This is a genomic window from Thermaurantimonas sp., assembly GCF_046299575.1.
In the GTDB taxonomy this organism is placed as follows: domain Bacteria; phylum Bacteroidota; class Bacteroidia; order Flavobacteriales; family Schleiferiaceae; genus Thermaurantimonas.
Genome location: NZ_JBKBHX010000009.1, coordinates 26,207 through 41,590 on the forward strand (window position 1 = coordinate 26,207; position 15,384 = coordinate 41,590).

At 37.2% G+C, this 15,384-nt stretch carries 16 protein-coding genes; 2 read left to right on the forward strand and 14 right to left on the reverse strand.

Features of this window, described 5'->3' with window-relative positions:
• Position 1: 1 nt before the first annotated feature.
• Together ACK4EX_RS11180 and ACK4EX_RS11185 are read right to left on the reverse strand one after the other, a co-directional pair.
• The gene (locus ACK4EX_RS11180) at positions 2-862 is read right to left on the reverse strand and encodes a DUF3822 family protein (protein ID WP_409772818.1); all 861 of its coding nucleotides are present in this window, start codon (positions 860-862) and stop codon (positions 2-4) included.
• 31 nt (positions 863-893) lie between these two features.
• Positions 894-1,505 carry a hypothetical protein gene (locus ACK4EX_RS11185; RefSeq protein WP_409772820.1) on the reverse strand — a complete coding sequence of 204 codons (612 nt, stop codon included), beginning with the start codon at positions 1,503-1,505 and terminating at the stop codon, positions 894-896.
• Positions 1,506-1,586: 81 nt separating this feature from the next.
• Between ACK4EX_RS11185 and ACK4EX_RS11190 the strand changes: the two genes are divergently transcribed.
• Positions 1,587-2,984 carry an ATP-dependent RecD-like DNA helicase gene (locus ACK4EX_RS11190; RefSeq protein WP_409772821.1) on the forward strand — a complete coding sequence of 466 codons (1,398 nt, stop codon included), beginning with the start codon at positions 1,587-1,589 and terminating at the stop codon, positions 2,982-2,984.
• On the opposite strand, the gene ACK4EX_RS11195 is transcribed toward ACK4EX_RS11190, so the two are convergent.
• The gene (locus ACK4EX_RS11195; protein ID WP_409772823.1) at positions 2,981-3,349 is read right to left on the reverse strand and encodes a nucleotidyltransferase family protein; all 369 of its coding nucleotides are present in this window, start codon (positions 3,347-3,349) and stop codon (positions 2,981-2,983) included. The two genes, ACK4EX_RS11190 and ACK4EX_RS11195, sit on opposite strands and share 4 nt — an antisense overlap.
• Before the next feature lie 206 nt (positions 3,350-3,555).
• Here ACK4EX_RS11195 and ACK4EX_RS11200 point away from each other — a divergent pair, with 206 nt between their 5' ends.
• Entirely contained in the window at positions 3,556-4,782 is a 1,227-nt protein-coding gene (locus tag ACK4EX_RS11200; protein WP_409772826.1) for a glycosyltransferase, read from the forward strand.
• Here the strand turns inward: ACK4EX_RS11200 and pnuC are convergent.
• From pnuC to ACK4EX_RS11255, 11 genes are all read right to left on the reverse strand, one after another.
• On the reverse strand, positions 4,779-5,324 hold the full coding sequence (gene pnuC, locus ACK4EX_RS11205) for a nicotinamide riboside transporter PnuC (RefSeq protein ID WP_409772828.1): 546 nt from the start codon (positions 5,322-5,324) through the stop codon (positions 4,779-4,781). The two genes, ACK4EX_RS11200 and pnuC, sit on opposite strands and share 4 nt — an antisense overlap.
• A gap of 19 nt (positions 5,325-5,343) precedes the next feature.
• Positions 5,344-6,150, reverse strand: a complete 807-nt coding sequence (locus ACK4EX_RS11210; RefSeq protein ID WP_409772830.1) for an XRE family transcriptional regulator — start codon at positions 6,148-6,150, stop codon at positions 5,344-5,346.
• Between the two features lie 42 nt (positions 6,151-6,192).
• Positions 6,193-7,116 (reverse strand): site-specific tyrosine recombinase XerD, encoded by a 924-nt coding sequence (gene xerD / locus ACK4EX_RS11215; protein ID WP_409772832.1) that lies wholly within the window; start codon positions 7,114-7,116, stop codon positions 6,193-6,195.
• A 30-nt stretch (positions 7,117-7,146) separates the two neighbouring features.
• Entirely contained in the window at positions 7,147-7,725 is a 579-nt protein-coding gene (locus ACK4EX_RS11220; RefSeq protein ID WP_409772835.1) for a hypothetical protein, read from the reverse strand.
• 87 nt (positions 7,726-7,812) lie between these two features.
• Positions 7,813-7,983, reverse strand: a complete 171-nt coding sequence (locus tag ACK4EX_RS11225) for a hypothetical protein (RefSeq protein WP_160160511.1) — start codon at positions 7,981-7,983, stop codon at positions 7,813-7,815.
• Between the two features lie 280 nt (positions 7,984-8,263).
• Complete coding sequence (pyrF, locus tag ACK4EX_RS11230) at positions 8,264-9,064, reverse strand: orotidine-5'-phosphate decarboxylase (protein ID WP_409772838.1); 801 nt, start codon at positions 9,062-9,064, stop codon at positions 8,264-8,266.
• Between the two features lie 11 nt (positions 9,065-9,075).
• Positions 9,076-10,158 carry a peptide chain release factor 1 gene (gene prfA / locus ACK4EX_RS11235; protein ID WP_409772841.1) on the reverse strand — a complete coding sequence of 361 codons (1,083 nt, stop codon included), beginning with the start codon at positions 10,156-10,158 and terminating at the stop codon, positions 9,076-9,078.
• 12 nt (positions 10,159-10,170) lie between these two features.
• Positions 10,171-11,349, reverse strand: coding sequence for an AIR synthase-related protein (locus ACK4EX_RS11240; RefSeq protein ID WP_409772844.1), 1,179 nt, complete (start codon positions 11,347-11,349; stop codon positions 10,171-10,173).
• Between the two features lie 69 nt (positions 11,350-11,418).
• Positions 11,419-12,129 carry a Crp/Fnr family transcriptional regulator gene (locus tag ACK4EX_RS11245; RefSeq protein ID WP_409772847.1) on the reverse strand — a complete coding sequence of 237 codons (711 nt, stop codon included), beginning with the start codon at positions 12,127-12,129 and terminating at the stop codon, positions 11,419-11,421.
• Between the two features lie 44 nt (positions 12,130-12,173).
• Positions 12,174-13,490 (reverse strand): RIP metalloprotease RseP, encoded by a 1,317-nt coding sequence (gene rseP / locus ACK4EX_RS11250; RefSeq protein ID WP_409772850.1) that lies wholly within the window; start codon positions 13,488-13,490, stop codon positions 12,174-12,176.
• Positions 13,491-13,543: 53 nt separating this feature from the next.
• Positions 13,544-14,896, reverse strand: a complete 1,353-nt coding sequence (locus ACK4EX_RS11255) for a hypothetical protein (RefSeq protein ID WP_409772852.1) — start codon at positions 14,894-14,896, stop codon at positions 13,544-13,546.
• Positions 14,897-15,384: the final 488 nt, after the last annotated feature.

The following is a 15,384-nucleotide window of genomic DNA, read 5'->3' on the forward strand; positions in this document are numbered from 1 at the left end:
ATCAAAGAATTTCACAAATTTGCGTAAAGGCAATATGATGTACACTTTTATCGCCTGCCAAGGGATGGAAATCTACTCCTTTTGGCAATGCTGTAAACTCACAGTTTTTGATGAATTTCGACAGTATTTTGTGTTTAGGATCCCCTTCAGAAACTAAACCGCTTAAATACACAGGAATTTTTTCTGGATTCAATCCAAATTGTTCCACACAAAATAGGACATGATAGGCTACATCTTCAGGAGTTTCTGTTTTGAAAAAATTGTTAAGCATCAATTTTCCCTTATTGCCAATCAGTATAAAAAATCCATCTTTTAGCAGATCTACATATACCCCAAGCCCCGTAATCTCTTGCATTCTCAAAAGTTTATCTGCTACCGTTACGTTTGCAAGCTTAAATCTTGACGGGCTGTATTTAGTAATAAATTCATTCAACTGATTATCGATACCAAAAACAAAATATGCCTTTACTACATCTGAATAAACAGCGGCAATTAGTTCATTTTCTTTTAGATCGCATGTATAATTCAGGTAATAATAGTTCAGTTTAGCATCGTAAATATTTTCTGGAACGATTGTGAATTGCTCTGCATAAAACGACCATTTTATTGCTTCTGCAAAAAGCAAATATGGTTGTTCATTTAAAATGGCTTTTTCAAGCAATTTTATCTTCAAAGGGGTATTATCTACAGCATAATTTTTATAATAAAGAATTCGTCGTTGCGAATGCGATACCATTAAAAAAGAAATGCCATCAGGTTTTATTCTGATGGACATTTGCAAAGCCGGATGCGTTGAAAAAAGCTCCTGAACTTTTAAAGAATCTGTTTCTTGAAGAATCTGTAAACCTGATGCTATTTCCAACGATAATTCGACAAATTTTAATAAACCAATTTTACCAATTGCCGCTGACTATTGGTTCGGTAAGACTACCGAGTATTAGGGCTTTTTCTCTGGAGATAAACTGACCATATTCTCCTTTCAAATCCTCGAAAATTACAGTGTCGGCAGCTGATATTTCGAAAGTAGGAAGTACAATTCCATTTCTTTCGACAGAAGAGGCTGCGATTTTGAATTCTTTTTTATCGGTAAATGGAATATAGCGTATCTCATTAATATCCTGAATTCCTTTTCCATCTAATAAAGCTTCTCGTACGCTGCGGTATCCTAAAATGCGAATTACTACTGTATCGACTACTATATCGGTTTGATATGTTTTATCATATCTCATGAAGGAAGAATCCTTGCGCTCTTCGATGGCGATTTTGCCAGTATCAGCAAATGCGATAAGGGCATCGAAATCGTTTGCATACGATCCGTTTACTTTTCTGTATTCGATTTGCAAATCGCGCAACAAATTAAGTCTATCAATTATTTTTTCGTATCTCTTTTTTCTAATTTCATTGAATTCGATGGGCTTGCGAATTGAAGCGTAAATCATGTAGGCAAAAAATACAGATCCTATGACAAGAAGAAGGTTTACTGTGAATTTTACTTTTGGATTCATAACAGCTTTTTGAAAAACTTTGCACAAAGCTACACCAAAATTCAAAAAATCAAATTTTAGCCCGGGAGGCTCTGTTAAACTATGATTAATATTGATAATATCTTTAAAGCGCTCAACAATGAACCTACACTTGACCAAAAAGTTGCAGCTAAAAAACTTATTGATTTTCTTTCAGATTCAAATGCGCAAATCTTCATTTTGAGAGGCTCAGCCGGTACAGGTAAGACCTCTCTCATCACTGCCTTAGTTAAGAGCCTTCCGAAGCGGATTCGTTTTTTTTTGTTGGCACCCACAGGAAGAGCTGCTAAAGTAATGAGTCAATATGCCTCATTGTCAGCTTCAACCATTCATAGGCACATTTATTACACTTCATCGAAGTCAGGGAAGTTTATCTTCAGGTTGAAAATCAATCAAAACAACGATACATTGTATTTTATTGACGAAGCCTCCATGCTCGGATTACAGACTGAAGATTCGGAAACAAGCCTGCTTGAAGATCTCATCGAATACGTGTTCACCGGCCAGCGCAATAAATTGATCTTAATCGGCGACCATGCGCAGCTACCACCAGTTAAACAATCAGAAAGCCCGGCTCTGAATGAAGAATTGCTGAAAAACTACTTCTTTGTAAATACCATTTCTGCCCAACTCAATGAAGTAGTGCGTCAGAAAGACAGGTCAAAGATTCTGCTTAATGCAACAAGGTTAAGAGATTCAATGAATTCCGAAAACCTTTTTTTACCTCCATTCTATCGCGGTTCAGATTTCAGAGATTTAAAAGACAAGGCAGAGATTTTTGAGTATTTGTCAGATGCCTTTAGCGCAAAAAACCTGGATAACAGCGTAATACTCGTGCGCTCAAACAAGCGAGCGAATATGTACAATGCACAGATAAGACAGAGAATACTATTCAAGGAGTCAGAATTAGATGCCGGAGATCGGCTTATGGTAGTGAAAAACAACTATTACTGGTTAGAAGAAACTTCACCTGCCGGCTTTTTAGCCAATGGAGATATTCTTGAGGTTTTAAGAGTATATAAAATTGAAGAAAAATACGGGTTTCGGTTTGCAAAAGTGCGTGCCCGTATGCCAGATATCGATGACCAACCGCCTTTCGATGCCATTTTGCTTTTAAATACCTTATACAGCGAGTCCGCCTCTATGGGTTATGAAGAATATGCACTTTTACTAAAAAATATTTCAGAGGAAAAATATGCAGATTCAGCTCGTAAATATTACAAAAAAATTGTAACAGATAATGAATATGCCAACGCAATTCAAGTGAAATTTTCGTACGCAATTACAGTACATAAAGCTCAGGGTGGCCAATGGGATACGGTATTTGTCGAAAAGCCATTTTTGCCTTCAGAACAACCCGTTGAACTGGAGTATTTGCGCTGGCTCTATACTGCATTGACTCGTGGTAGGAGAAGTGTTTTTTTACTCGGATTTCCGGAAAATTACTTTTATGACTATTAACTCTTTTGGTACAACAAAATTCTTGTAGTATCTCCTTTTTTGATCAAGTCTTCTGTTAAATATTTTACATCATATAGATCGATATCTTGGTTTAAAATTTCCATAAGACTTATTTTAAATGAAACGAATTTTTCATTGCGCTCTGAATGTTCATCCGTCAAAAAGTCAATTATAAAATCCAAGTCATCGCCTTCTTTAAACTGTCCCCTTGCAGCTGATCCTATTAAATAAAGCTCTTTCACATTGTGAAAAGCACAGAGATGCTGTATCTCCGGGTACTTGAATACGAAATTTTCAAGTGGCTCACATCGGTAGTACAGCTTTTCTAACGATTGAGGAATGGGGTAGGAAATGCCGAGTATCATTTCTTTCAATTTTTTGTAAAATTCTCTGATATGATGCACTTAAAAAATGATAAAAATCAATTAAGATTTAAATAATTCATTGCGAAATGACCGAAAAGTTTTTATAAGAAATTATCAGTTGTTTTTTGAAGTAAAAAAAACATTTAAATCATAAAGCGCATTTGCAAATAATAAATATGTTTGTGAAGGAATAATTCATTTTAACAATGTTGCTCCATCTACCTTCACAAAATTTTGTCATTTTCGGCCAGCAGCCCTGGGATACACCTATTGGCAGTAATTGTAAAAACATTGCTCTCGAATTGAGTAAAAACTTCAATGTTTTGTACGTAAATATTCCTTTAGACAGATTTACAATACTGAGAAATTCGCCAAACGACCGTAAGCACATCGAGTATCGCAAAAGCATACTGAAAAGAAGGATCAAACCATTTGAAAATATCAATGATCGGCTTATCACATTTACACCACGGGTCGTACTTGAAAGCATCAACTGGCTGCCTGATGGACCACTGTTTGACTTCTTTAATAAAATAAACAACCGCAGACAGGCGAAAGAAGTAAAATTTGCTCTGAAACACGTTGGATTCAAAGATTTTATTCTCTTTAACGACAGCGATATGTTTCGCAGTTTTTACATGAAAGAACTTCTGAATCCCGTCTTTAGCATTTATTACTCGCGCGACAATCTGATTTCAACCGATTACTTCAAAAAGCACGGCACGCGCATAGAGCCACTTCTTATTGCAAAAAGCGATATGGCTGCTGCTAACAGCATTTATCTGAAAAATTACTGCGCCAGGTATAATCCTAATAGCTATTACATCGGTCAAGGGTGTGAACTCGACCTCTTTGACCCGGAGAAATCATACGATAAACCCGCCGAAATGCAGCACATTCAAGGTCCGATCATCGGCTATATCGGTGCACTGCTCAAGCTGAGACTCGACCTTGCTCTGCTGGAAAAAATCGCCAAAGCTCGACCTGATTGGCAATTTGTATTTGTGGGTCCTGAAGATGAGCACTTTAAAGCTTCTCCCCTGCATCAAATGGCTAATGTTCACTTCCTCGGACCTCGAAAACCCGAAGAACTGCCCAGATATTTGTACTTCTTCGATGTGGCCATCAATCCACAAGAAATTAATCCGATGACTATCGGTAATTATCCACGCAAAATCGACGAATACCTCGCGATGGGTAAACCGACTGTAGCTACGCGCACTGAAGCAATGGAAGCTTTCGAAGGCTATGTACATTTAGCTACTACTGCCGACGATTATTTGACGCTTATCGAAAAGGCCCTATCGGAAAAACATGATAATCAGTTAAAAGCACGAAGAATCGCCTTTGCGCGCAGCCACAGCTGGGAAAATTCTGTAAACGATATGCTGCGTGGAATAGAAGAAACTTTAAAAAAGAAAAATTTAAATTAATACTGCGTCCAGAGCAGCCAGCCTCTGATGGCGAGCAGGGTGTAAAAGAAGAAGAGTAAGGAAGATAAATATAACCTTCTGCTGAGGTACAAGACTACCGAAGCAGCATCTATTACAATCCAATACAGCCAGTTTTCCGGATAAAAATTTACCATCAACCAAGTAGCCCAGAAGCTAAATAGCGTAGTAAAAGAATCGAGATATGTGACTGCTGCCCCTTTTATCTTCTGAAGCAAGTGGCCTGAAATTAAAGTAAGTATTCCCAAGATAGCTATAGCTGATGCATGTGTAGCAGCTGTAAGTGATGAGTGTACCCCCTCCTCTACCCAACTACCTCGATTAAAGAGTCCATAAATAGCAGTGAGTAAATAAAAGAAGTGAAGCACTGCCTCGGCTACTAAACCCATTGAAAAAGTTATAAATACATAAATCATTGACCCCACAATGGCAAACCACCAGCAGGCCATGTTGCCATCAGCCAATAGCCATGTGTACAACAAGCTACAGCATACTGCCACAGCTTCCAATAGTTTTATTTTCAAACCAGAGATACTTTGAAAATCAGGGAACATTTAAATGTCGCTTGATGCTCGACAAGTCTTCTTGTATCGTTCTGAGCGATTTAGAAATAGCCTCTTTGGAGGGCTCAGTGGTAGCTAATTCAGAACTGATGAAATATCGAAACTTCCAGATTTCTAGAACTTCATCAGCAGGTATCGTATATGGACTGTAGGCTACATTGGTAGAAATTAAAAGGAAAGTGCCCGATTCATTCAGAAGGTTTTTCACAATTTTAAAAACAATTCCCTCATTTCTCGTAACGAGTAGGTAAGGGATGTTTGATTTCATACTTAGCCAATCATCGACATATTCGCCTATTACAATATCTCCGTTGCCCACCGGTGGCATACTGTCGCCCGAAATAGTAAAAGCCCTAAATTTTCGGTTTTTTGACAAAAAGGGAAGCTGGATAACGGGCAGTTCTTTTATAAACTCAGGGTCAGAATATCCTGTGGTGTAGCCGGCTTTTGCTTTTTCAGGGACTAACTCTGTAAGTGTATCGCTGTTTGCATCTACGGTGGTAGTTAAGATGCGGAGCCTACGACCTAGTACATCTAGGTCGATTCCGCGATCGATTTCGCTGAGTTCTGATTCGCGTAGTTTCGACAAGTCTTGCCGCACCAATCGGTCAATGCTGACTTTAAAAAATTCAGCCAATCGTACTAAAACCGGCAGAGGTGGATCTGCTAGTCTATTTTCATAGGAATTAATTGCTGACCGGGTGATTCCTACGGCTGAGGCCAATTCTTCTTGCGATAGTCGTCTGCGCTTGCGCAAGAGGCGAATATTTTCAGCAAGAATCTCCATTTGGATTTTTTATGACAAAAATACTGTCATAAATTTGATAATTTAAATATCTTTTTTGGGAAAAGTAATTTTTTTATTTGACCTGGGATGATAGGTATTGATCATATCTCGCAGATGTTTCTGACTCAAATGTGTGTAGATTTCTGTCGTCAATATGCTCTCATGACCTAGTAAATCCTGAACGGCTCTTAGATCAGCTCCAGCCTCTACCAAATGTGTAGCAAAACTGTGTCGAAAGGTATGAGGTGAAATTTTCTTTTGAATCCCTGCTTCTTCGGCATATTTTTTAATAAATGTAAATATCATAACGCGTGTAAGAGGTGCACCTCTCCTATTTAAAAAAACGTAATTTTTACTTTTTTTTTCATCAATGACTTTTGTTCGTATTTCTTTAGTATATATATCTAAAAGATGTAATGCATTTTGATGGATTGGTACAAAACGTTGTTTATTACCTTTTCCAGTCACTTTTATCAATCCTTCTTCATAGTATATATCGCTTAATTTAAGAGAAACTAACTCACTTACTCGTATTCCTGTGGCATAAAGTACTTCTATGATTGTTTTGTTTCTAAATCCTTCATCAGTAGAAACATCTATAGCCTCAATAATTCGATTGATTTCATCAACATTCAATACTTCAGGTAGGTATTTTTCGAGCTTTGGAAGTTCTAATAATTCCGCAGGATTTTCTTGAAGGTATTCTTCGATTTGCAAGAATTTATAAAATTGTCGGATAGCAGTTATCTGACGAGCTATTGAACGCGATTTTAAACCTGTAGTTGATTCCCGAATGAATGTTTCTAAATCGCTTAATGTAATGTTTAATACATTTTTACCTGTTTTATCAATCCAATCTAAAAACTTCTGTATATCAGTAGTATAAGATTTTTCAGTATTTTGTGATAAGCCTCTTTCCAGTTTGAGATATTCAATAAAATCATTCAGAAAATCAGAGGATTTCATTTACAAATTTCCGTTTTATCCTTATATATTTCAAATCTTATTCTGTGCGCGAAACCAGTACAGCAAAAAAACTTGAATAATTAAAAATATTCCAATGAAAATCCACTTTGCATTTCCAGGTATACTGAATAGTAAAATAACGAGTAAAGCAGTAATTATTACGATAATAAAAAGCAGGAAATAGTTGTAGGAATTCTTTCCAGAGTCAAGACTTTTTATGAATACTTCGTCCCGAATTTTAGAATCTAAATTGCTATGCGTAAGAACATCTTTTATAATATGTAATTCATTCATCAATATGGAATCGATTTTCCATTTAAACCTACGCCTTAATAAGTAATAAGAAACGAGGAGTTCTACTTCTGTTTCATTCTCATTTTTTTTTAATATATTGACATCCATAAATCTCTCAGGTATCCATCTTAGGCGATAAAGACTAAAGGCTGAAGGTCCAGCAAGCTCCCATTTATTACCTGTTACAAATCGATATCCCATTTCATGTAACAAAATATGAAGTATTCGATCAACTTCTTGAAGGTTTTTTGTGACCGAAAATTTGAGCGATAGAGTTTGTTTAGAATATCTTTTTAATGCCAATAATGAGATCACGTAGATTTTTATTAATAAAACAATGTATATAACAAAAAAGAGGCTGTTGAGCCTCTTTTTTATTTTAAATATATTTTGCCAAGAGGGCTATTCTTTTTCTTTGTGTCCGATGATTTTGTGGGCGAGTTTCGGATTTATCTGCTCTATAGACACTAATGTTAGCCAGTATCCAATAAACAATGAGAGGAAGATGAGCATACCGAATCCCATCAAGAAAACAATTAAAAACAAGAACCATCCGAGTGTGTAAGTAATCATGATGCCTTAAATTTACATGACAAAGATACTTTTAAACACAAAGTTTTCAAATAATTTGTTCGAATTCTTTTTTAGCAATTTTATGTTAAAACCAATTATGTAATTTTTTTAAATATTTTTTGCTATTTTTTCAAAATGTTGTTTTTTGAATTTACTTGTAAATGTAACTACAAATAAATTATTTGATTGAAAATTAGAATTTTTTCCTATCTTCTTTAAATTTGAAATTCAGTAATTTAGAAAATATCCACCTATACATTAGTAACAAAATATAATTATTTTAAAAGTTGTATTTTGAAGCTGCAACAGCTGCTGCTACATCGAAATCTTCGTAAGAAGATGCGTATAGAATTTCGCGGCTTGAATTGATAAAGACTCCTGCACCTGATTCGTTCAAGGCATTACTGAGCGTAGTTAGATAGTCGCCCCCTTGCACTCCCACACCAGGAATTAAAAGATAATGATTTGGAACCAAACTTCTAACCGTTTTAACTATAGTACCGTGAGTAGCTCCGGTAACGAACATAATTTCGTCTTTACCAAATTTTGCTGAAAATTTTTCAAGTACCTTCTGGTAAAGGGGCTTTCCATCGTCCATAGGTTGTAGTTGAAAATCAGATGACCCCGTATTAGAGGTAAGTGCAAGGACGATGGCAAATTTTCCCCTACGGATGAATGGCTCCACAGTATCGATACCCATGTAGGGCGAAAGCGTTATGGCATCAAAGGGCATTTCGTCGTAAAACGCTTTCGCATAGCGTTCAGCGGTATTGCCAATATCACCACGCTTTGCGTCAGCTATTAAAAAGTGCTGAGAATGATGCGATTTGATATATTCGGCAGTATGAAATAAAATTTGCCAACCCTCTGCACCCATCGCTTCATAAAACGCGGTGTTGATTTTATAGGCGATACAATATTTATGAGTAGCTTTAATGATGGATGTGTTGAACTCCATCACTCTTTGCCTTATAGTACCTGTAATGTGGGCCGGAATTTTTGCCGGATCTGTATCGAGGCCAACACATAGTACTGTGCGCTTAGATAGGATTAGGTTGTCGAGTGCATCTTTGGTAAACATATCTCTGAGGTTTATACTTCTGCACTTTCTTTCAGGCGCTCAGCATTTTCTGCTAATTCGAGTTCTTCTGAGAATTTGAATAAATCGCCGTTCATGATTTCATCCAGATTATAAACCGTAAGACCGATCCGATGATCTGTCACCCGGCTTTGAGGGTAGTTGTATGTTCTGATTTTAGCTGATCGGTCACCTGTACTTACCATTGTCTTACGCTTTGAGGCTACTTCTTCCATGCGCTTAGTGTATTCCATTTCAAATAGCTTATCGCGCAACATCTGCATAGCACGTTCGCGATTGGCGTGTTGAGATCGCTCTACCTGACAGGTAACTACTATACCCGTAGGCTTGTGGGTAAGCATTACCTTGGTTTCTACCTTGTTTACGTTCTGACCGCCGGCCCCACCTGATCGGGCTGTTTGCATTTCTACATCAGCTGGATTGAGCTCAAAGGAAATTTCATCAGCTTCAGGCAGCACTGCAACTGTGGCAGCTGAAGTGTGCACGCGACCCTGAGTTTCGGTTTGTGGCACACGTTGCACGCGATGCACACCTGATTCGTATTTTAATACGCCGTAGGCACCTTCGCCGTTTACCTTGAAGATGATTTCTTTAAAACCGCCAGAGGTACCTTCGTTGTAATCGAGTACTTCTACTTTCCATCCGCGTTTTTCACAATACTTTGAGTACATGCGAAACAAATCGCCAGCAAAAATGGCAGCTTCGTCTCCACCGGTACCGGCACGTATTTCCATTGTACATCCTCGAGCGTCTTCAGGATCTTTAGGCAGCAGAAGAAGTCGAATCTCCTCGCGTAGTTGTTCCAATCGAGGTTCACCTTCTTCGATTTCAGCCAGTGCGATTTCGCGTAGCTCAGGATCCTTTTCAGTTTTAAGAATTTCTTTTGCCTCTTGTAATGAGTTGTAGAGATTTTTGAACTGTTTGCCCTTTTCAACAATGGCTTCCAGCTCTTTATATTCTCGGTTTAAGGCTACATATTTTTTTTGATCGGCGATTATGTGAGGCTGTACTATTTGGTCAGCTATGTCTTGAAACTTTAGTTCAAGCGCTTCAATTTTTTCAATAAGCGAATCCATTACAAAAAACATTTAATATTCAAAAGTTCCGAAATTGCTTTTGATGGTCAACTTTTTACCTTCTAATGGTGGTTCTATCCTACCCACGATTTGGGCTTCGAGGTGAAAGGTTTTGCAAATTTCGATAATTCTGTCAGCTACTTCAGGGTCGCAGTAAATTTCCATGCGATGTCCCATATTATATATAGTGTACATTTCGCGCCATGAAGTGCCTGACACTCGCTGGAGCTCTGCAAATAAAGGAGGAAGTCCGAAGAGATTGTCCTTCACAATATGTACATTTTCTGCAAAGTGCAATACTTTGGTTTGACCTCCTCCACTACAGTGTATCATGCCGTGAATGCTTTCGCGCACTTCATGTAAAATTTGCTTTACGACAGGTGCATACGTACGAGTAGGACTCAGTACTGCTCTGCCCATATCTAAGGGTGTTCCGATCAGTGGAGAGGTGAGAGTGTAAGGTCCGGTATATACTACTGAAGGGTCTAATCCAGGATCAAAGGTTTCAGGATATTTATGTGCGACTTCCTTCGAAAACAGATCGTGGCGAGCAGCAGTTAGGCCGTTACTGCCTATACCTGAATTATAAACAGTTTCATAACTCGTTTGACCATAAGATGCAAGGCCTACGATTACATCACCGATTTTTATTCTGGAATTATCGATTACATCGCTGCGTTTTAAACGGGTGATTACAGTAGAATCTACAATTATTGTTCGTACCAAATCACCGACATCAGCCGTTTCACCGCCGGTTAGAATAGCTTTAATTCCAAAATTGTTTAACAGCTGACAAAACTCTTCGTTGGCCTCAATGATGGTCTTAATGACTTCACCTGGAATAAGATGTTTATTTCTGCCGATGGTGCTACTTATCAAAAACGGACCAATGGAGCCGATACAAAGCAGATCATCGATGTTCATCACAAGGGCGTCAATGGCTATCCCCTTCCACACGCTTAAATCGCAGGTTTCGCGCCAGTAGGCATAGGCCAGAGATGATTTTGTGCCGGCGCCATCGGCATGCATAGCTAAGCAATAATCAGGGTCGCCAGCAAGTAAATCAGGAATTATTTTACAAAAAGCTTTTGGAAATAGCCCCTTATCTACATTTTTTATTGCTGCATGTACATCGTCTTTGCTGGCTGAAACTCCTCGTTTGAGGTAATGGAATGAATCGCTCGAATACATACATGCAAAAGTACTTCACTTCACATTCACAATACCTCAAAAAGATGTATAATTTGTTCGAAGAGTTTTTTAAATCAATGGTTTTTGAAAAAGCTTTTGATTAATCAGTTTTATTTTATTTCCGTTTCTTTTTATTATTCCTTTTTCTTCGAAATTTTTCAACCAACGGTAAGTAGACGTGCGTGACGATCCGCTGAGCAATGCAAGGTCATCGCTGTTTAATTCTACTGGGATGCTGTTGTCTTCTGTTAATCCATATTTGGAAATCAAATATTTAAGCACTTGTAGGAGCCTGCCCTCTGAGTCCGCTTGTATGATTTGTACGCCGTTTTGCTCTGTGAGTTCAGCTTTTTTAAAAATGACTTGCATTATTGGAAAAACAGCTTGTGGCTCACGAGTCATAAGCTCGTGCAATTTTTTGGTCGGTAATTCGAGTAAAACCGATAATTCTGAAATGCAAGAATAATTGTATAAAATTGGCATATCCTGAATGGCAGCTGAAATGCCTAAAAAATCACCATTTTTATGAAGAATTAATTCGCCGTTTCTATAGCTTTTTACTCCTCCTTCGATCAACCAATAAAACTTATCGGAAGGTTCGCCTTTTTTTAGAATCTCTTCACCTATTTTGAAAATTTTTATATCACCAGATGATATGAAATATTGTAAAAGAATATGAGAACCTTCAGGCAAAAGTTTGTTAAAATTATCTTTAATGAACTGCTCTTTATCCTTCATCACACTTCCAGGAAACGAAGCAAATGAAAAAGATTCTTTCATTCTATGAAATGATTTTAATCAAAGCTTACATTGATATTTGGGAATTAAAAAAGTTTGATAATATCATTTGAATTAGCTAGAATTAAAAGACCTAACAGTATGAAAAATCCTGCGATCTGAGCATATTCCAAAACCTTTTGCGAAGCTGGTTTGCCGGTAAGTATTTCCCATAGCAGAAATACCACGTGGCCACCGTCAAGAGCTGGTATAGGCAAAATGTTTAAAAAGGCCAGCATAATGGATAGAAAAGCTGTGAACGACCAAAATTTCTCCCAGTTCCATGTGGTGTCAAACTGCTTCGCAATCATTATAAATCCACCGACCTCTTTGTAAGCTTCAGTTTTTGGATTGAAAATGATTTTAAACTGACGTACGTAGTCACTCAGCATGGTTGCAGCTTTTGAAAATGCCGCACCGATACTTTCAAAAAATCCGTATTTTATTACTTTAGTTTCAAAAAACAGAGAGGGATTCTGAGCAAACACACCTATTTTTCCACTTTCTGGCACAAATACAGGTATGGAGACAATATTGCCTGCTCTGTTAACACGTAATGTGATTGTATCGCCTTTGTGTTTGGGAATTTCCTCCAAATATTGGTCAAAAAACTGTAGTTGTAAGTCATTAATGCCCACCAATTGATCACCTTCTAGAAGTCCAGCTTTTTTTGCCTCACTGTCTTCTACAAATCCACCGACGTAATATGGAAATCGAAGCCCGAAAAGAGTACTTTTGGATTTAATGATGTCTGAAATTTTTTCTTCCGTAATGGTAATTCGCACAGGCTTTCCATCGCGCTCGACCTCTACATAGCCACCACCTGAAAGCAATATTTCTAAAGGAATCTGATGGAAGCGTTCGGGATATTTTCCATTGACGGATAGGATTTTATCGCCATTCTTAAATCCTAAGGCAGTTCCTACACTGTCAGTTACAATTCCGTATTTTACATTCTGGGTAGGGATGTATTCTTCGCCGTAGTACATCAGCATGCCTATGTAGATGACTATTGCCAAAAGCACATTGACGGTGACACCTCCTACCATAATGATTAACCTTTGCCAGGCCGGTTTTGAGCGAAATTCGTAGGGCTGAGGAGGTTGTTTCATCTGTTCGGTGTCCATGCTTTCGTCAATCATTCCAGATATTTTCACATATCCGCCTAGCGGAAGCCATCCTATGCCATATTCAGTTTCTCCGATCTTTTTCTTAAAAAGAGAAAACCAAGGATTGAAAAAGAGATAAAACTTTTCGACGCGGGTTTTAAAAAGTTTTGCTGGGATAAAGTGCCCTAACTCATGTAAAATAATTAAAATGGAAAGGCTTAACAAAAATTGGCTGATTCGAATCAAAATATCCATATATTAATTACAAGCAATTAAAACAATTTACAAAAAACTAAAAAGTTCATCGTTTAATTGGTGAAAGATGCTTTAAAAAGTTGGATGTTTGCTTCGAGATTTTTCCACAAAATTTCAATTTCTGATGTATTCATACCTGCATTTAATAATTTCGTTAAGATGTATTCCTTATTCATTAGACCCAAACGGTTTTGTTCTTTTTTGGAATTAAACACAAGTGCCTGATAAACAATACTAATTCTTTCAAATGCATCGCCAAAAGGTATACCACTTTCGAAGGTAAGGAGTAGGTCGAGTATCTCTCTTTCACCTGCTTCAGCTAAAAACCAAATGAGACCAGGATCTGTGTTGCCTTCTATAAAACTTTCTAACGCCATTTCTGTGGCCTTAAGACCTTCGAATTGCTGCATAACCAAAAGATCAGCGTATAAATCCTGTTCTTTTTGATCACTGATAGCAGGTCTTTTTACCGGTAGTTTGAAACGCTCTGCATTGCGATAGGCAATGGGCCGTGTATAGGCATCGGTCTGTGCTATTCCCAAAAGTATTCCGTCTTTTACCTTTCTGATTTGAAAATCTGGTACTTCGTCGAGACGTTCAAATCCGAAGTTGCGGATTTCTGGGAGAGAATCGTCTAATGCGAGTGATACAGCTGTTGCGAGTAAGTTGGGATTGCCGGTTGCAATCATAGTACGGAAGGCTCTGTATCGATTTAAAGGAGTATATCCATAGTTGAGCTCGAGCAGTGCCTGGTATTCAGGCCGTATTTCATGAGTTGGTATCAATATATGTTCTTCCCACTGCGGGTACAAAAAGAGAATATCTGAGGGTGTTGATATATCGAAAATCATGACTTTTTCACCTGTAGTAGGAGTAATTATAGTATCTATTTTTTGATCTTTCATATAGGCAATCCATCGGAGAAAAGTACCTTTTTTTATTAATAGATTTTCATCTAAAATTTGAATTTTAAAGACATTTGGATTGGATGACATTTTTATCTCATAAGTTATAAAAAACTTATTGGTAATAGGTCTATTAAAATGAATTCGATTGATATCTATTTGAATGTTTTTACTTTGGAGTATTTCATATATTTGTTTTTGAGCATAGTTTGTAATAAATTCATCTATTACTTCTTTTAATACATCAAATCCATTATAGTGATACATATTGTAGAACAAAAGTATATAATATAGTCGTCGATTATTTGTGTAATTGTTGTTTTTCACATGATTATCAACAATGTTTCTCAGCATTAATGCATGTGTACTTTGATATGATGTTTTTACTATTTCTTTTACCAATTCAAAGGCATTGAGTACATCAAAAATTTCAGAATTTTTAAAACATTGCATCAATGCTACTTGAAGACACATGTGTTCATTTGAAATTCTTTGTGGCATCAGGAAATAATTCCGATTCTTTGGTATGTAAAAAATACTGGGAAATACTGTTGAATCAACCCCGCAATTATTAAAATATGGTATAAATGTGAAACAAGCATTTGATTTTGATAAAGTTGTTTGGGCCAAACTCGATGTGACTTTTGGTTCGTTAATTATCGATGGTTGTGATTGTTTTTCTGCTGCTGCCAGCTGCTGATTATCTGTATCTGTGGACTGAATTGTTGGTTCTGTTTTTTGGTTAATTATAACAGATGAAGGGGGTTGAATTGACGGTTTCAATGTTTGATTTTCTATCGAAGAGGCGATAACTACTGGTCTTTCAAATGCAATATTTATCCTTTGTAAATCATCTTGAGTCAAAGATCTTGAAAAGACACATTGAGTATTCGATTTTCTATCGGAAAAGCTGTGAAATTTTGAGCCATTTACTTTAAAATTGACTGTGCTGCAAATAGATAGTGAAACTAGGTAGTTTTTCTTGAAAG